General features: G+C 38.4%; 16 protein-coding genes. 5 read left to right on the top strand and 11 right to left on the bottom strand.

Annotation, left to right across the window (positions count from 1 at the left end; translation table 11 throughout):
* Positions 1–7 precede the first annotated feature (7 nt).
* The 5 genes from ACUNWD_RS20275 to ACUNWD_RS20255 form a co-directional block, all read right to left on the bottom strand.
* Positions 8–1,321, bottom strand: a complete 1,314-nt coding sequence (locus ACUNWD_RS20275; protein ID WP_445589695.1) for a TolC family protein — start codon at positions 1,319–1,321, stop codon at positions 8–10.
* A gap of 63 nt (positions 1,322–1,384) precedes the next feature.
* Positions 1,385–2,509, bottom strand: coding sequence for an efflux RND transporter periplasmic adaptor subunit (locus ACUNWD_RS20270; RefSeq protein ID WP_445589694.1), 1,125 nt, complete (start codon positions 2,507–2,509; stop codon positions 1,385–1,387).
* A 42-nt stretch (positions 2,510–2,551) separates the two neighbouring features.
* A complete protein-coding gene (locus ACUNWD_RS20265) occupies positions 2,552–3,814 on the bottom strand; it encodes an ABC transporter permease (protein WP_445589693.1) in 1,263 nt (420 codons plus the stop codon).
* Between the two features lie 14 nt (positions 3,815–3,828).
* Complete coding sequence (locus tag ACUNWD_RS20260) at positions 3,829–5,091, bottom strand: ABC transporter permease (protein ID WP_445589692.1); 1,263 nt, start codon at positions 5,089–5,091, stop codon at positions 3,829–3,831.
* Positions 5,092–5,101: 10 nt separating this feature from the next.
* Positions 5,102–5,827 carry an ABC transporter ATP-binding protein gene (locus ACUNWD_RS20255; RefSeq protein ID WP_445589691.1) on the bottom strand — a complete coding sequence of 242 codons (726 nt, stop codon included), beginning with the start codon at positions 5,825–5,827 and terminating at the stop codon, positions 5,102–5,104.
* A gap of 327 nt (positions 5,828–6,154) precedes the next feature.
* Between ACUNWD_RS20255 and ACUNWD_RS20250 the strand changes: the two genes are divergently transcribed.
* On the top strand, positions 6,155–6,556 hold the full coding sequence (locus ACUNWD_RS20250) for a DUF7793 family protein (protein ID WP_445589690.1): 402 nt from the start codon (positions 6,155–6,157) through the stop codon (positions 6,554–6,556).
* Between the two features lie 19 nt (positions 6,557–6,575).
* Positions 6,576–7,580: a sensor histidine kinase gene (locus tag ACUNWD_RS20245; RefSeq protein ID WP_445589689.1), complete on the top strand. Its 1,005-nt coding sequence runs from the start codon at positions 6,576–6,578 to the stop codon at positions 7,578–7,580.
* Between the two features lie 49 nt (positions 7,581–7,629).
* Here ACUNWD_RS20245 and ACUNWD_RS20240 read toward each other — a convergent pair whose 3' ends face one another.
* The 6 genes from ACUNWD_RS20240 to ACUNWD_RS20215 are packed head-to-tail and all read right to left on the bottom strand — an operon-like array spanning position 7,630 to position 15,813.
* Positions 7,630–8,112, bottom strand: coding sequence for a GyrI-like domain-containing protein (locus tag ACUNWD_RS20240; RefSeq protein ID WP_445589688.1), 483 nt, complete (start codon positions 8,110–8,112; stop codon positions 7,630–7,632).
* Between the two features lie 2 nt (positions 8,113–8,114).
* Entirely contained in the window at positions 8,115–9,773 is a 1,659-nt protein-coding gene (locus ACUNWD_RS20235) for a carbamoyltransferase C-terminal domain-containing protein (protein ID WP_445589687.1), read from the bottom strand.
* A complete protein-coding gene (locus ACUNWD_RS20230) occupies positions 9,774–10,757 on the bottom strand; it encodes a DUF6427 family protein (protein WP_445589686.1) in 984 nt (327 codons plus the stop codon). It lies immediately after the preceding gene.
* A 52-nt stretch (positions 10,758–10,809) separates the two neighbouring features.
* Positions 10,810–12,081 carry a phosphoribosylamine--glycine ligase gene (gene purD, locus ACUNWD_RS20225; RefSeq protein WP_445589685.1) on the bottom strand — a complete coding sequence of 424 codons (1,272 nt, stop codon included), beginning with the start codon at positions 12,079–12,081 and terminating at the stop codon, positions 10,810–10,812.
* 19 nt (positions 12,082–12,100) lie between these two features.
* Positions 12,101–12,745 carry a polysaccharide deacetylase family protein gene (locus ACUNWD_RS20220; RefSeq protein WP_445589684.1) on the bottom strand — a complete coding sequence of 215 codons (645 nt, stop codon included), beginning with the start codon at positions 12,743–12,745 and terminating at the stop codon, positions 12,101–12,103.
* An 8-nt stretch (positions 12,746–12,753) separates the two neighbouring features.
* Entirely contained in the window at positions 12,754–15,813 is a 3,060-nt protein-coding gene (locus tag ACUNWD_RS20215; protein ID WP_445589683.1) for a protein O-mannosyl-transferase family, read from the bottom strand.
* A gap of 177 nt (positions 15,814–15,990) precedes the next feature.
* Between ACUNWD_RS20215 and ACUNWD_RS20210 the strand changes: the two genes are divergently transcribed.
* Genes ACUNWD_RS20210 through ACUNWD_RS20200 form a run of 3 tightly spaced genes read left to right on the top strand, consistent with a single transcriptional unit; the run spans position 15,991 to position 17,360 of the window.
* Entirely contained in the window at positions 15,991–16,236 is a 246-nt protein-coding gene (locus ACUNWD_RS20210; protein ID WP_445589682.1) for a thioredoxin family protein, read from the top strand.
* A complete protein-coding gene (locus ACUNWD_RS20205) occupies positions 16,237–16,653 on the top strand; it encodes a nitrophenyl compound nitroreductase subunit ArsF family protein (RefSeq protein WP_445589681.1) in 417 nt (138 codons plus the stop codon).
* A complete protein-coding gene (locus ACUNWD_RS20200) occupies positions 16,653–17,360 on the top strand; it encodes an aromatic aminobenezylarsenical efflux permease ArsG family transporter (RefSeq protein WP_445589680.1) in 708 nt (235 codons plus the stop codon). The genes ACUNWD_RS20205 and ACUNWD_RS20200 overlap by 1 nt, the downstream gene beginning before the upstream one ends.
* The last annotated feature ends 75 nt before the right edge of the window (positions 17,361–17,435 follow it).

The raw sequence follows: 17,435 nt of genomic DNA, 5'->3' as shown, positions 1-17,435 counted from the left end.
TTGTGACTTATAATTCAACTTCCGTTCCGTTGTAGAAATCGAGGATTTTTGTTCGGAAGATATAGTCGTATTTAGCTTGTGCTAAATCACTTTTCGCTTTTGCAAGGTTATTTTTTGCCAGGTTGTATTCAACTGAATTGACCATCCCAACATTGAATTTTTCTTCGATATAACGAAAAGCTTCTTGCATGGAAGTAACGGCTTTATCATTTGCCATGTAGCGCTTTAAAGCAGCCAGTGCATTGGTGTATGCCTGCTCAATATCCTGACGAAGCGTGTTCTTTGTATTTTGTACTTCCAATTCCTGACTCATTACCTGCAACTCCGCATTGTCTATCTGAGTGCGAGCCTGGAACTTATTGAAGATTGGAATTCTCATGTTTAACCCGAATCCGTACCCTTCATTACCCTTTAACTGTTCATTGAACGAACTGGGGTATTTGTTATTATACCAGTTTGAATAATCACCTCCAAGACTCAAGCTAGGATACAGTTGCCCTTTTGCAATTGCAACCTGCTTTTTATATGCTTCCAGTTGATAGACAGCACTTTTTATTTCTGGTCGAATTTGAACCGCATTTCTAAAAATATCCATGGAGTTGAGCAATGCGCGATTAGCTGTTATCACAGGCAAAATTGGCTCTTCAATTTCAAAACTTTCAGTTGAAGGAAGTTCCAAAAGTTGGTACAGATTAAGATAAGCTAGTTGTAAGCGATTTTCTTCGTTTACAAGAGCCAATTCTTCACGTGCGTATTGAGCTTCAATTTCAAGTAAACTTCCCTTTGCAAGGCTTCCTGCGTCAACGAGTTTTGATGTTCTGTCAATTTGAAGTTCAGTAACTTCAAGCTGATCTTTTGCAACCTGAATTAATTCCTCCGAAAAAAGAATTTCCAAATAAGCAGCTGCAATGTAAAGGGAAATATCGTCTTTCGCTTTCTGGAGATTCTCCAAATTTGCTTTCAACGTGAACTCAGCAGCAGCTATTGAGTTGTTCAGTACGGAACCATTCCAGAGAGTTATTCCTGCACTTAATCCTGCAGAAGTGGTGTTTGAATTAAAATTGTCGTAGGTACCGTCTCCCTGTTGAGATCGGCCAAAACTAAAGTTATTGGAAAGGTTCCCACTTAAGCTTGGGAGCCGATTGTTTTTTGCTTGTTGCAGTTCATTGCCAGAATATTCGGCACTGATACCTTGTTGTTTTATTTGGATGTTGTTTTCCAAAGCATAATTGATACACTTTCGTAAGTCCCATTTTCCCTGCGCCTGAAGAGTGCCGGAAAAGAATATGCTGGCAACAACAATATAGATGAGGTGTTTCATGTCAAATCCTTTTTAGTTTTTTGATTGAGCTAATTTAATCATTCATACTGAGATGAAGCTGGCTTAACCCTTATTTTCTTGTTCTTTTAGTTTTTTAGGATCCATTTTGTCTCCTTTAACCTTATCTTCTTTGCTAATGCCTGATACAATTTCAATGTTAATTCCATCGGAAAGCCCGGTTTCCACTTTACGTTTTTCAAACTGATGTTCTTCTTCGTTTGTGAGTACTTCAACAAAAGCTGAGTCGTTTTCAAACTTCAACATACCTTCAGGAATAACCATCACACTGTCTCTGCGATCAAGCACGATATTGGCGTTTGCTGAATATCCGGCGCGAATAAACTGATCATTCTTAAGGTTTACATCCGCTTTAATTTCGAATTGAATTGCTCCATTTTCTTCTACTCCTTTTGGAGAAATATATTCAAGAACAGCTTCAAATTTTTCTTTCTCAATGGCTCCAATTTCTAACTCAATTGGCATTCCCTCTCTAATTTTTCCAACTTCAGTTTCATCCACTTTGCCTTCAAAAATCATATCCTGCATATCTGCCACTGCTGCAATAGTGGTTCCATCGTTAAATGTATTGGCTTGAATTACCGAATTACCTTCTTTAATTGGTACATCAAGTACCATACCATTGATGGTTGAACGAACCAACGTGTTGGTAGCTGTTTTTGCTTTTTTTGTGACTCCGTTTTTTATCAATTCCAAGTTGTTTTCAGCAGCGCTTACTTCTTCTTTTGCAGAATCATACGATACTTTCGAATTCTTGAACTCTTCATAAGAGATTACGTTTTTATCAAATAGTTTTTGTTGGCGGTCGTAATCAATCTTAGCATCTTCATAGTTGATTTGTGCTCGGTTCAAACGTGATTCTGCAGAGTTCAGATTAACCATATCTGGAATAATTTTGATTCGGGCGATTACCTGGTCTTTTTTTACAAAGTCGCCAGCCTCAATATAAATTTCATCAATAATTCCTGATACCTGAGGTTTAATCTCAATTTCCTGTCTTGGAACAACCGACCCGGTTGCAACTGTCTTTTTAATTACATTTGAAACAAAAGGAGTTTTGGTTTCAAATACATCTGGTTTCTTTTGGGATTTTGAGTAAAGGAATACGATCGTTCCTCCGAAAATACCTATTAGTATGACGATCCCTAAAATTTTAAAAATCTTTTTCATCGTGAATGGTTTTTTATTGTTTCTGTTTTCTATTGTTTATTTTTATTCGTCGCGAATTGCATCAATCGGTTTAATACTAATCGCTCGTTTTGCAGGAATCAAACCTGCTAAAATTCCGGATATTATTAGAACAGCTAATGCCATCATTGCCATATCAAAGCTAAACTCGGGTCTTCGGAAGAAGATTTCATCCGGGTTGCCACTCTCAAGTGCCATGTTTGCAAGTTCAAGCAGGCCTACTCCCAGTGAAAGACCGATGTAGCCTGCCATGGTTGTTAGAAAAACACTCTCTGCAACAATGTGAGTAATGATCTTCCCTGGTGTTGCACCAATGGCTCGTTGGATTCCGATTTCCTGTGTGCGTTCTTTAATGATTACCAACATGATGTTGCTCACTCCAATCACCCCGGCAAACAAGGTTCCGATGCCAACAATCCATGTTAATAGTTGGATGCCCTTGAACAATCCACTGTACTTAATCCATTCAACTTCAATATTGAAAGAAGCAACAGCCTGGTTGTCTTCCGGAGCAATATGATGCCGTTTTTTTAGTAGTGTTTTTAGTTTTTCTTCCAGCACGCTAACAGGTGTCCCTTTTTCTGAAGTGACGGAAAAGAAATGGATATCATCTCCGTAGTTATATGCTTGTTGCATGGTGCTAAATGGAATGATAATGGTTTCTTCTTTTCGACCACCAAATCCAATTCTGGTTTCGGGATGAATTACTCCAACTACCTGAAAATATACTCCACTCACTTTGAGGTATTGTCCAACGGCATCTTCGTCTTTGTCAAACATGACCTCACGAACACGCTCTCCAATAATGCAAACTTTGCGTTTTTGCTTTACGTCAATTTCATTGATCAGGCGCCCTTCAATCGGAGTCCAAGGATCAATCTTGAAATAATCCGGATAGTCACCATAAATATTGAATGATCCGGTTCGTTCACCTCTGATCGTATTGTCTCCTCCACCCTGACTGTATCCAAATAGACGGGGAGAGAGGTATTCAATTTCTCGCACATTCTGACGAATATATTCTACGTCGTTATTGCTGTAGTTCCAGCTTCTGCCGCGTTTAAACCCTTCGTAGGGAACACTTGTACGTTCTGTCCAGAAGAAAGCTGAATTGCTGGCAAATGCTCTGATGCCATCCATCACTCCATTTTCGAGAGCTTTTCCTGCACCAGACATAATGATGAGCATAAAAATCCCCCAGAAGACACCGAAAGCGGTCATGAAACTACGCATGCGGTTTTTCTTCAAGGCGCTTAATATTTCTTTCCAAAGATCTAAGTCTAACATGATTCTAATTTTTGCTATTCGTCTCGAAGTGCCTCTATAGGTCGAATTCTGGCTGCTCTTTTTGCCGGGATATAACCGGCGATGGTTCCAGCGATTACCAACAGTATGGTTGATACAATCGCAATTCCAATATCTACTGTCGGATTGCGAAAGAGAGTTTCCCCATTGCCACCATTGGTGGCAGCCGAAGCTTCGAATGACTTTTCAACAAAAAGATTGATTATCTCCATAATTCCAGTTCCCAGCACTAAGCCGATATAACCGGCGAGGGTAGTAATCAGAATGGATTCCATTAAAACCAACCCTATAACAGAGCGGGGACTTGCTCCTATTGCTTTGCGAATACCAATTTCCTTGGTTCGTTCTTTTACAACAATAAGCATGATATTGCTAACCCCGATAATTCCTGCGATGAGCGTGAAAATTCCGATGATCCAAATAAAGATTTCAATGGCATTGAAGATCTTTTGAGTTTCAAGGTAAGCTTCCATCATGTTGAACATGCCAACCGCGTTATCATCTTTCGGATCGAAGCGATGTTTTCGTGCCAGGGTATTTTTAATGTTTTCCTCAATTGCTTTTGTTTCGGCTAAGGTTTTTCCCTCGTTTGTGATGGCGAAGTTGTGAATTCGGTTGGAACCATTAAAAACGATCTGTGCTGTTGAAACAGGAATAAAAGCTGTGCGATTTCGTGTTGATCCTGGTTCTTTGCAAATACCAATTACCTTAAAAGGGATATTGTTAATTTTCAGGTATTCGCCAATTGCATCATGTCCTTTAAACAATGCTTCATATATGTCTTTGCCAATAACAACTGTTTTGCGTTTTTGTAAAATATCCACATGGTTGATAAATCGACCGTCGATAATTTCATATTGCTCAACATCTAAAAGATCGGGGTGGCAGGTCATTACAGTGTAATCTCCATATTCTGCTTTGTATGCAAGCCTGGTTCCTCCCATAAAGTAACGTCCGGAAACAGAGCCAACACCTTCCATATTTTTCAAAAGGTCGTAGTCGTCATTATGAAACCTGATTTCCCTTCCTTCCTTTAATCCTTCGTAAGGGATGCTGGTTTCACCAGTCCAAATCCACATAGCATTTACGGCCTGGTTTTTAAAGTTTTCGGAGACTCCATTACTCAATCCATTACCGGAACCAAGCAATACCATCAACATGAAAATACCCCAGGCAACTGAAAAACCGGTGAGGAAGGTTCGCATCTTATTTTTTTTGATGGTGGCAATTATTTCTTGCCAGATATCAATGTCAAACATGGCTTCCTCTTTAAGCGGTTTCCAATTCTTTCATATACGTATGTCTGAATTCATTGAGATTGCCGTTGCGAATTATCTCATGAATTCGGCCATCTTTCAGGCGGATTATTTTTCGGGTCATGGAAGCAATATCATGCTCGTGAGTAACCAGAATAACGGTGATGCCATCGCCATTAATTTCTTTCATGATTTCCATTACTTCATAAGAAGTTGAAGTGTCCAAAGCCCCGGTAGGCTCATCGGCAAAAATTACCTTGGGTTTGGAGATTAATGCGCGAGCTATAGCGATTCGCTGTTTTTGCCCACCTGATAATTCGTTTGGCATGTGTTCTGCCCATTCTTTTAACCCTAGCTTTTCAAGATATTCCATCGCCAGCATATTTCTCTTTTTGCGTTTTACTCCTTTATAATAAAGAGGTAAGGCAACATTTTCCATGGCATTTTTAAATGAAATCAGGTTGAAGGATTGGAAAACAAAACCAACCATGTCGTTGCGGAGCAAGGCTGCTTTTTTTTCACTCATGTTACTAATTAATTTGTTGTTTAGGTAATAGCTTCCTTCGTCATAGTTGTCAAGCATACCCAAAATGTTTAGCAGGGTTGATTTGCCAGAACCGGATGATCCCATAATGGAAACAAATTCTCCGTTTTCAATTTCAAGGTCGATTCCTTTCAAAACGTGCAATTTGTTATTCCCCACTTCATAGGATTTGTGGATGTTGTTTAGTCTAATCATTGTTTTCAAGTTTTCTGCTTTGTCCTTGTAAAGTTGTTAAATCATTGGCGATTCATTAAAAAATATTCGATGAACGGTCGTTTTTTGGATGTCAATGAACAATTTATTATGACTGTTCTGTATCTGTTATTGTTTTCATTCCTTTTTAGGACGAACGAAATCGAGATTCGTTACAGACTTTTTTATTAAAAAATGTTATTGTTTACCACTGAATTGTTAAGAAATGTCTCATAACTATTTGGTGTGATTTTAGGTTTTATCGGGCAATATTTAATATTTTAGAATAATGAAAATGGCGGAAGATGTTGAAAATTAAGTAATTCTAGCATGATAGAACAGCTTTCAATTCAAAAAACAAAAAAGCAAGAATTAGTTGTAGGGAACAATATTGTTTCAGTTATGCCTGGCAATATTATTCATGTAATCGCCATTGGAGAGCAAACAACCGCAATTGCAATTGCTCAGGATAAACTCAATAGACAACTTGCAAAATCATTCACTGGCTCAGTTAATTATTTAATTGATTTGAATCGAGCTCGGAAGAATTCACCCGAGGCAAGAAAATTGTGGAAGAAGGTAGTTGAGGACGAAACCACTCATAAAGTTGCGTTGTATGGTATCCATCCGGTTGCAAGGGTGTTGGCGCAATTTGTAATGGTGATATCTAAAGGCGGGAATATCAGATTCTTTAAAACAAAAGAAGAAGGACTAATGTGGATTAAGGAATAACTGAAAAATTAAACAACATATGCCACAATATAAGAAGCAAACTGAGGAACGTATTAATGGGATGATTGATGCCTTATTAAAAGTTACTCAGGGGAATTATGATACGCAAGTTCAGCTTTCAGAGGAAAATGATTTGTTAGACTCATTAGGTTTAGGTATCAATATGTTGATTGACGATATCCGGCATGGTTTAGAAATTAAAAGTCAGAATAAGCAAATCATAAAGGAGAACACCGAACTGGAAGTGTCTCTTAAAAAGGCTGAAGAAAACGAACGTTTGAAGTCAGCTTTTCTTGCGAATATGAGCCATGAAATACGAACACCATTAAATAGTATTTTAGGGTTCTCTGAAATTCTGAAACCAACCCTGGACCTTGAGAAGTTTTACCAATACCGGGAGATTATTTTGAACTCGGGGAGACAATTGATGCAGGTTATTGATGATATTTTGGATGTTTCAAAGTTGGAGTCAAACCAATTGATGATCTTCAAGGAACCTTGCCAGATTAAAGCGATTCTGGATGAGCAATATGAGCTGCATCAACAGAATCCGCATTTGGGAGACAATCCTGATGTACACCTCAAAAAACCAATCGTTAAAAAGGGGTATGAGAATTTGATAATTGAAACCGATCCAATACGATTAAGCCAGGTGTTAAATAACCTGATTAACAATGCAATCAAATTTACAGATGAAGGTTTTATTGAGTTTGGGTTTAACATGGATAAAAAGAGTTCAGGCTTTATTCAATTCTTTGTAAAAGATACCGGCTATGGAATCCAACAGGAAAAAATTAATTCAATATTCGATCGCTTTGTGCAGGCTGAAAATCATCGTATGAAGGAAGGCAATGGCTTGGGACTAAGTATTTGTAAAGGGTTAATGGATTTATTGGGGGGTGAAATCAGTGTTGAGTCTCAACCGGGGATGGGAAGTAATTTTTATTTTTCGTTACCGCTGACCGAAGAGCCAAAACCGGTTTCAAAAGAAAAGATGGCAGTGGCATTTAAGGCTGGGAAATAGGAGTCTGACCATCGAATAAAATAGTACTTTTCAATCAGCAATTATTGCTTCATTTCTTTACAACGGGTATCCATAATTCTTCTTCTGAATCCGGATGTTCATGCTTGTATTTTTCTCCCATTATTGCCATATGAGGTCTATTGTCAAGTTGGTATTCAGAGTTTGGAATCCAATTGGTGATTATATATTGATAGGTTTCCATGGCTTCACTCGCTCGGCCTTTGTATAGAAAAACGGCATATAAACCATTCTGAATTATCAGTGTCTCCATTTCTTCTGGGATAGACGTAAATTCGGTTACTTGGATGGCTGCCCATTTTTCAAATTGCTTATTTGGATTGAAATTTTGAAGGAATTCCAGATCAGGATATATTTCAATACTGTATAAATCATTGTTGTAAACATTGGAGATATTGCCAATGTTCGGCATAAAGCTCTGCCATAATTCTTTTGTTATATTACAAGCGAATGACATGATTAACTTTTTGCCAACAAGCTTTATTCCTGATATTTGCTCTAGCCGTGGAGTCATCTCTAATTCCCTTTTAGAATCATCAATTTTCCTTGCAGCACAACTCCGTCAATATCCATTTTTTTTGCTGAAGATATGGCATCTTCCTGCGTGTGTACAATTGGTTTTCCCTTTGAATTGAAGGAAGTGTTTATCAATGCTTTTATTTGATGTTTTTCGTCCATATAGGTCAGTAAGTCCCATAGAAAAGGGTTTTGCTCTTTATTGAAAACAGTTTGAATTCGGGAAGTTCCATCAATATGAACTCCACCAATTAATTCTTTTTGTCGTTCTGGCAAAATATCAAAATCGAGTAACATATATTGGCTTAAAGGGTGGATTGTTTTCTTACCTGTGAAATATTTGGCATTCTTTTCAAGCATTACTGGTGCTACGGGTCTGTACCATTCACGTCCCTTATGCGTCATACTTAGTTTTTGAGCAAGTTTTTTATCATTCGACAGGCAAAGCAAACTCCGGTTCCCGAGTGCTCGAGGACCTGCTTCTCCGTTCCCATTGCAAATTCCGATAACTTTCCCGTTTGCTAGCTGTTCGGCAACTTTCTGGATGTCTTCAATGGTATATTCAAAGTCCTCGCCGGGAAGATTCCAATTGTTTAAGTAAGGTGAATGCATTTGAACACTTCCATGTTTTTCCCACTCGGCAAATGCTGCCGCTCCCAATGCGAGCCCTGAATCTTCGGTGCATGGTGGAATAAATACTTCCTTGAAAATATTTTGCTGAATGATTCTAGTATTAGCAACGATGTTGAGGGCGCATCCTCCTGTGTAATACAGATAGGTAGCATCTGTTTGCGCTTGCAACATTTTTAAAATATGGATGGTTTCCTGTACAAATATCTCGTGAAACGTTGCCATACAATCAAGGATAAACGGATTTTTTTGATCGAATGATTTCAGTTCAATATTCCAATCTTTTGCCACCTGTTTGAAAAAGATAGATGTTTTGCCCCAGATGTCCTTAAAGAAGTCATTCTTACGAAGCCATTCTTCCAGTTCCGGACGATATTTTCCATGACCTGCGAGTCCCATCATTTTTCCGGGAACCGAATTTTGCTCACTAAGCTTTGCTCCAATTACGGCAAATACAAGGGCATTTGAATTGAAAATGGAACTTAGATATTGGTAGTCCCAGTGGGCAGTAATTTTGGTGATTTTATTTCCCCGATAAAGCCAGGCTGAGAAGTTGCTCAAACTTGCTCCGCCATCAAAATGAACCAATAAACTGTTTTGTTTGAAATTCCCAAAGAATGGTAGGCAGCTAAAAACGTGTGACAATTCATGATTTAATACCCATGCATTTGCTTCCCGCCCAAACCACCAACAACGCCCTTTTTCGAGGCTGGTTGCCAATTGATTATTTAGCGGCGCTTCAAAACGGGCATCTCCTTTTGACGTTAAAAATGTTCGCCCAACAACGTTGTCTACAAAAACCAAATCAAAATCTTCGGCGAGTAATTTCTTCTTCTTCAGAATTGAATAAATCTCTTCGTAAAGTTTATTATCCCTTTTTCGACGGGTAATCCTTTCCAATTGCAGGAAATGTTCCACTTTCCCATTACGCATGATGCAGAGATTGTGATCATGTACATAAAAAGGATGTTCGTATTCAAACCAATCTTGAATTCCATAAATGGCCAAGGTTGCTCTATCAGGATTCATTTATACGAATTGCAAATAAATGACGATTCCGGCAAAAAGATACAGGAAGAAATTCCCCCAGAATTTTCGTTTCATAAAGATCAGGTAGTTGGAAATTAAGCAGGTTAACGGAAATGCCATTATCACCAATATCTCTTTAGAAACTGCGGGGACAAAGAGCAACAGAATTGCTGATATCAAAAAGATGATAAGAAAGATCTGGTAGTATTTTCTGGTGCTTATTTTTTTCTCGTCATATTGCAACAGCATAAAGAAACTACCTAGCAGTGTGAGCAAAACAAGAAATCCAATATAGATCTGCAGATGGATATTTCCTCTCAGAAAGTAATTTGAAGTTAGAAAGTTTTGATTGATTGTTTGGATAAATGCATCCAAATTATCGCTGTAAGCATAGTATGACCAGGTAAACAACCAGGGGAGGAATAGACCAATTACCGGAAGGGCAAAGTTTCGCCACTCAGGCCGTTTTTTTATTAACGAAAATCCAATCCAGATAACCGGGAAAAAGAAAATCAAGTTAAAATAGAATAGCGAACCAACGCCGATATAAAATCCCGCATCAAATGCATTGGAATGAAATTTCTGTTTGTCATAGGATTGGAAAACCCGGTCAATGGATAACAGTAAAAATAGTAAGCCAAAATAAACCGGATGCATGGTTTGCAGGCTCACTAATCCACTTACAATGAGTACAAAAATATTTGAAGGTAAAAACGTACGAATGCGGATAAAGGCGTAAGCCGAATTCAACCGAAGAATAATAAATGACAGAAAGATTACAATAAGTAATGCCAACAAATTATTAGCAAACGCTGATTTACCAAACACCAGTTCCACTAATTGATATAGCGGCATATTATTTTCCCCATCATAAAACGGGTAAAATTCTGGCGATATCAATGCCTTGAACCACAATGCCAGTGCGACAAGTGGTATTAGAATAAAGTGGTATGCCTGGTTTGTTTTTAGTACTCGAAGAATCATAGTATCAAGTAAAAAAATAGCAATTCAATTGTTGGCATTGGAGTTCTATTATTTACAAATCGAACCCGAGATCTTTGCGATAATAACTTCCTTCAAAGTTAATCTTTTCAGCATTCTTATAAGACTGATCCAGAGCTTCTTTCATCGAGTTCCCATAGGAACTTACCGCAATCACCCGTCCACCTGCTGTGACCACATTGTCTCCATCTTGTTTGGTGCCGGCATGAAATAAGATGCTGTTCTCAACCTGGTCAAAACCAGTCATTACTTTCCCTTTTTCGTAATCACCAGGATAGCCACCTGAGACCAACATTACAGTTACTGCACTGCGCTCATCTATTTCAATGGATTGTTCTGCCATGGTGCCATCAGCTGCAGCTTCTAAAAGATCTACAAAATCTGATTTTACACGAAGCATAACAGCTTCTGTTTCCGGGTCACCCATGCGAACATTATATTCGATTACGTATGGATCACCACCAACATTGATCAAGCCTAAAAAGATAAAACCATTGTATGCAATATTGTCTTTTTGAAGTCCGTCAACTGTTGGCTTAATAACACGGTCTTCAATTTTTTTCATGAATGCAACATCTGCAAATGGAACCGGACTAATTGCTCCCATTCCACCTGTATTTAGGCCAGTGTCACCTTCTCCGATTCGTTTGTAATCTTTCGCCTCCGGAAGAATTTGATAACCTTTACCATCCGTAATCACAAATACGGAAAGCTCCACTCCCGACAAAAATTCTTCGATAACGACTTTACTACTGGCAGCACCAAATTGTCCGCCTAACATCTCTTTTAGGGAAGCTTCAGCTTCAGCAAGATCTTCGATAATTAAAACACCTTTACCTGCGGCAAGTCCATCGGCTTTAAGCACAAAAGGAGCTTTCATTGTTTGTAGAAATGCAAGACCTTCTTCCAGATTCTCAGTAGTTACTGTTTTGTATTTTGCAGTTGGTATTTGGTGACGATCCATAAATTCTTTGGCAAAGTCTTTTGAACCTTCCAATAAGGCGCCTTCTTTTTGAGGGCCGACAACTTTAACGTGTTGAAGGCTTTCATCAGCTAAAAAGAAATCATGTAGTCCTTCCACCAAAGGAACCTCTGGTCCAACCAGCATTAAATCAATTTTCTTATCCAGAACCACCTTTTTTAAACCTTCAAAATCTGAAACGCCAACTGGAATATTTTCCCCTAATTCTGCTGTCCCTGCATTTCCAGGAGCAATAAATAGTTGAGTTAATTTGGGTGATTGTTTGATTTTCCAGGCAAGAGCATGTTCTCTTCCACCTGAACCTACGATAAGAATATTCGACATGAGATACTTGTTTATTATTTTATATTGCTATTCTAATTTCTTGTTTGTTTGCTGGCAAGCTTCCAAAATGGTAGCCTTTCAGCTTCAGTTTTTGTATCACTACCGGCAGAGCCCGATAAAGGTTTTCTTTTGCTTTCAACGAATCATGAAAGGTAATGATGGACCCGGGACGAACATTGGTCAATACATTTCGGGCAACCAAGCCCGGAGTAATATCTGACTTGTAATCGCCGCTAATGATATCCCACATTACAACCTGATAGTGTTGTTTGATTTGCTCATATTGCGATTGCTTCATCCATCCATGTGGTGGCCTGAAAAAATTCGATTCGATATAGGTTGAAGCTTTCAAAATATTTCGAAAGAATTTCATGTTGGGAGTTTTTAGCCCCTGCAAATGATTGAACGTGTGATTACCAACTAAATGTCCTTCATCAATGATGCGCTGATAGATTTCCGGATAACGTTTGACATTTTCTCCGACGCAAAAAAAGCAGGCTTTAATTTTCTCTTCTTTCAATAGATCGAGCACCCAGGGAGTAATTTCGGGTACCGGACCGTCATCAAAAGTAAGATAGACCAAGTTGTTTTCACCCGGAATTCTCCACAGTGCTTCAGGGAAGCAAGCGGTTAAAAAACGGGGAAGACGTATGCGTGGATCCAAAGTCTGCATTAATTTTGTGCACTATATTGGTTTAAATAATCTGTAAACAATTTAGTGATACTCTGCGATAATTCGGTTTGATCATTATTCGCAGCGATCATGCTCATCTCGCGCATGAAATAAAGAATCCGTTGGATTTCCTCATCCACTGACGCAATGTACTTATCATCCAATGAAAGGAAATAATCCATTTGTTGAGTGTACGAATTAATTACAGAATCGATTATTCCTTTTGCTTTGTCTGGTGCTCCTGCTCCATAATAGTTTTCAGCTATTTGAAGTGAAAAATAATTGAAAGGCACCACTTCATGCGGAATCAATTCAAGGCTTCTATCCAGAACATGAATTGCTGAATCCTTTTTACCTTCAACGATCAGCGATTCTGCCAGTCGGTTAAAGTTGTTTCGGATATTCATCATCATGCGTTGGTTATTCTCATCAATATAAACCTTTGGATTATTCATGTTACCCCACATGAAGTTCTCCATCAGGTTGGTATACATTTTCTCCGTGTCAACCATTCCAAAATGAATACCTTCGCGTGCCGATTTTACCGGAGTAAATCGATAGGCAAACCCTTCCAGTTGGAAATAGTCTTGCAGTCCGAGGTATTTGTCTCGTCCAACTGTAATTGCATAATAAATTGGTCGCTCCCAATTTGTATTTGCAATCATATCCAGCACCATGAGTTCATCCTTGGAGATGTAATTTTTCCCTCCAAAATTGATGAAGATAGTGTCTGCAATTTGGTCGTACATGTTTTCCGGAACAACTTTATTCCGAATAACTGCTTCCTTGTCAACTTTGAAAAACAATTTTTTCGAAGGAATGTAGGATGCGTTATCAGCTTGTGCCAATTTTGTTCTTGGGTTATCATCTTTTACAAAGTCCAGTGCTTTGCTTAATTCGACAGCTCCTTTAATTCTTGGATCTTCAAGCAGATAGATAACATCATTGGTTCCCAGAACATATTTGTCTTCCGTAAAGCTTATGGGCAGAGGTTCTGATTCATACGATTTACGCTTCATCTGATCAATGTACCAATCTGTTTGCAAGTAACTTAAGTTACAAACCCGAATATCTGTTCCAACGCCTTCAACTTCCTGATTGTACCATAGTGGGAATGTGTCGTTATCACCATTGGTAAAGATAACTGAATTAGGTTCGCATGAGTTTAGATAGTTTGCTCCAAAATCGCGGGCAGTATATCTATCTGATCGATCGTGGTCATCCCAGTTTTCGCTGGCCATAATGCCTGGTACCAAAACAAAACTTAACACTGAAACCAGAATCGCACTGATGGTATGAGGCATCCATTTCTTTAATCCTTCAACAATGGCAAGAACGCCAATTCCAATCCAAATGGTGAATGCATAGAACGATCCTGCATAGGCATAGTCGCGTTCACGAGGCTGGTGCGGATACTGATTTAAGTACACTACAATTGCTAATCCTGTCATTAGAAATAGCAAAAATACAACCCACAAATCTTTCTTATTCCGCTGGTAGTGGAAGAAGGCTCCAATCAATCCAAGCAATAGCGGGAGGAAATAATATACATTTCGTGCTTTATTGTTTTTTAGATCATCTGGTAATTTGCTTTGATCGCCTAATCGGACAGAATCAATGAAATTAATACCGCTAATCCAATTGCCGCTGAGAATATCTCCATGACCTTGAGTGTCGTTTTGTCGTCCGGCAAAGTTCCACATGAAATACCGGAAGTACATATGAACAACCTGGTATCGTAAGAAAAACTGTAAATTTTCACCAAATGTTGGTAGTTGTATAGTCTGACTTTCTCCATCTCGGCCACTAATCCTGACAGGCTTGCCCTTGATTCCTGCCCAACTTTTATAATCTTGAATATGTTGATCCTGCCTACTCCACATTCGTGGGAAAAAGGTTGTGTAGTTAGAATCGTATTGTGCTTTTTGACGAGTATAGGTAACTACATATTTACCATCTTTCTGGATGTAATATGGTTTTGTGTCAACATACGGAGTGCGTGAATCCAGAGGAGTGTTATAGTACTGTCCCTTAACCAGCGGACGATCACCATATTGCTCACGATTTAGATATCCCAATAATGAGAATACGTCATCTGGGCTGTTTTGATCCATCGGAGTGTTTGCCGATGAGCGAATAACAATCATCGCAAAAGATGAATATCCAATAAGAATTACAGTGAATGCCACTAAAACAGTATTCCAAAGTACTTGTCCTTTTTTGGCTGTATAATGAATTCCAAATACGATTAAGCCAATTAGTAAGGCAGAATATATGATTGTTCCAGTATTAAATGGCAAGCCAAATCCATTCACAAACATCAGTTCAAACCAGGTCGCAATGGTAATAACGCCAGGAATAATTCCGTACATGATTACGCCTAAAATTACCAGCGAAACAATTAAGCTGAGGATGATGCCATTTCTGGTAACCTTGTATTTTTTGAAATAATAGACAAAAACGATTGCGGGAATTGCCAATAAGTTTAACAGGTGAACCCCAATGGAAAGTCCCATTAGATAGGCAATTAGAATGATCCAACGATTTGCATGAGGTTGATCGGCAACGTTCTCCCATTTTAAAATGGCCCAGAAAACAACTGCCGTAATCAGAGACGACGATGCATAAACTTCACCTTCAACAGCTGAGAACCAAAAGGTGTCTGAAAAAGTGTAAGCCAACGCTCCAACAGCTCCACTAGCCAAAATAGCAATAGTTTGTCCAAGAGTTAGAATCTCTTCTGTATTCACTAATTTTTTCGCAAGGTGTGTGATGGTCCAAAACAAAAACAAGATTGTGAATGCACTTGCTAATGCCGAAAGTGAGTTGATCGCCATTGCGGCATGAGAGGAGTCCGTGAAAATCGTAAAGAAACGTCCTAAAATCATGAAAAACGGAGCACCCGGTGGATGGCCTACTTCTAACTTAAAAGAAGTTGTGATAAACTCTCCGCAATCCCAGAAGCTGGCGGTTGGTTCAATAGTCATTAAATAGACAACGGCTGCGATCAAAAATACAACCCAGCCGGTAACAACATTCAGAAATTTATAGTTTTTCATCGGTCTATAATATTCTTAAATTTTCTATGCTTGCGAAGATAGTACATTCTTTGAACCCAGACTAATTCAATGCGTAAATTAAGGTATTTTAAGACCTGCAAAACACTTATGCATTAACACTTTTTTAAACTAATCTTCACTCAGGAATTTGTACTTTTACTCCAAATCACCGAAAAAATGGATATAAAAGTTTTGGGACCTGGTTGTGTTAGATGCCGTGGATTGGATCATCGGGTTCGAAAAGCAGTAAAAGAACTTGGCATAGAAGCAAGCATTAGCAAGGTCGAAGATTTGATGGAAATCATGCAGTTTGGTATAATGCAAACTCCAGGATTGGTCGTGAATAATCAGGTAGTGATGAGTGGTAAACTGCCTACATACACTGAACTTAAAGAGATATTGAAAAATCTAAAAGAAGAATAAATGAGGATCAAAATTCAAATACTGTTTCTGTTGGCTGCTGTGTTATTTGCCTGTACACAAAATAAACCAATTAAAAGTGATGATCCTGTTTTACCTGATAAAGGACAGATTGGAGTGTATTATTTTCGGACTTCTATTCGTTGCGAAACATGCAATACCATTGAACAATTAATAAAAGAAGAACTGAATGGAAAGTATGCTGATAATGTAAAAGGCGGTGAAATAGTATTCCGACAATACAATATTGATGATGCCGAAATTGAAGATTTTGCGTTAGCCTTTAACGTGGTTTTTAAATCACTGATCATTATCAAAGACGAAAAGCAGATCAATCTGACCAATGATGCATTTTTATATGCGTTGCCAAAACCTGAGAAGTTTAAATCTCTTTTTGAAGAAACCTTAGATAAACTCTGATGCAGGAACTTTTCACCAATCTGTTAGATCAATCCTCGTTCCCATTGTGGTCTGCTTTTTTGATAGGCATTATTACGTCTCTTGGGCCATGCACATTAACCACAAATATTGCTGCAATTGGGTTTATTAGCAAGGAAGCGAGTGATAAAAAAAGAGTATTGTTTGGTGGAATTATTTACACTGCAGGGCGGGCTTTCACATATACTTCAGTCGCTTTTATTTTATTTTTAGGAGCAAACTCCTTAAATATTTCAGGATTTCTTTCCCGCTACGGAGAGCTATTAATCGGTCCGCTATTATTAATAATTGGGTTGGTGATGTTTGACCTCGTGCCAATCTCGTTTCCCACGTTTTCCAGACTTTCAAACAAAATAGAAAAACAAAATAAATATCCTTACCTACAGGATTTTTTGCTCGGAGTTGTTTTTGCCCTTGCTTTTTGTTTCTACAGCGGAGTCATGTATTTCGGGTTATTGATTCCAATGACGATTACCAGCATTTCCGGTTTAATTCTTCCCGTATTATTTGCGCTTGGAACCAGTATGGTGGTTATTCTTTTCACCCTAATAATTGCCTTTACTCTTTCTGAATTAAATACCTGGTTTGTGAGAATTAAGAACGTTGAATTGTGGTTGAGGCGGATCGTTGCAGTATTATTTATTGGAATTGGCATCTATCGTATATTTATTCTTTTAGTCAGTTTGTAAAGAAGAGGCTGTCTCAAAAGAGATGGCCTCTTTTTATTTTCAGCGAAGAGTGGGAAAAAGATTGAAAGTTATCAA

It is taken from the genome of Sunxiuqinia sp. A32 (assembly GCF_052690465.1).
This window is presented reverse-complemented; position numbering and strand designations above follow the sequence as displayed.

Coding starts and splice junctions, on each gene's coding strand:
- ACUNWD_RS20265 (WP_445589693.1), bottom strand. CDS start 3,814: ATGTTAGACTTAGATCTTTGGAAAGAAATATTAAGCGCCTTGAAGAAA.
- ACUNWD_RS20255 (WP_445589691.1), bottom strand. CDS start 5,827: ATGATTAGACTAAACAACATCCACAAATCCTATGAAGTGGGGAATAAC.
- ACUNWD_RS20205 (WP_445589681.1), top strand. CDS start 16,237: ATGAGGATCAAAATTCAAATACTGTTTCTGTTGGCTGCTGTGTTATTT.
- ACUNWD_RS20215 (WP_445589683.1), bottom strand. CDS start 15,813: ATGAAAAACTATAAATTTCTGAATGTTGTTACCGGCTGGGTTGTATTT.
- ACUNWD_RS20250 (WP_445589690.1), top strand. CDS start 6,155: ATGATAGAACAGCTTTCAATTCAAAAAACAAAAAAGCAAGAATTAGTT.
- ACUNWD_RS20270 (WP_445589694.1), bottom strand. CDS start 2,509: ATGAAAAAGATTTTTAAAATTTTAGGGATCGTCATACTAATAGGTATT.
- ACUNWD_RS20230 (WP_445589686.1), bottom strand. CDS start 10,757: ATGATTCTTCGAGTACTAAAAACAAACCAGGCATACCACTTTATTCTA.
- ACUNWD_RS20260 (WP_445589692.1), bottom strand. CDS start 5,091: ATGTTTGACATTGATATCTGGCAAGAAATAATTGCCACCATCAAAAAA.
- ACUNWD_RS20245 (WP_445589689.1), top strand. CDS start 6,576: ATGCCACAATATAAGAAGCAAACTGAGGAACGTATTAATGGGATGATT.
- ACUNWD_RS20275 (WP_445589695.1), bottom strand. CDS start 1,321: ATGAAACACCTCATCTATATTGTTGTTGCCAGCATATTCTTTTCCGGC.
- ACUNWD_RS20210 (WP_445589682.1), top strand. CDS start 15,991: ATGGATATAAAAGTTTTGGGACCTGGTTGTGTTAGATGCCGTGGATTG.
- purD (WP_445589685.1), bottom strand. CDS start 12,081: ATGTCGAATATTCTTATCGTAGGTTCAGGTGGAAGAGAACATGCTCTT.
- ACUNWD_RS20235 (WP_445589687.1), bottom strand. CDS start 9,773: ATGAATCCTGATAGAGCAACCTTGGCCATTTATGGAATTCAAGATTGG.
- ACUNWD_RS20240 (WP_445589688.1), bottom strand. CDS start 8,112: ATGACTCCACGGCTAGAGCAAATATCAGGAATAAAGCTTGTTGGCAAA.
- ACUNWD_RS20200 (WP_445589680.1), top strand. CDS start 16,653: ATGCAGGAACTTTTCACCAATCTGTTAGATCAATCCTCGTTCCCATTG.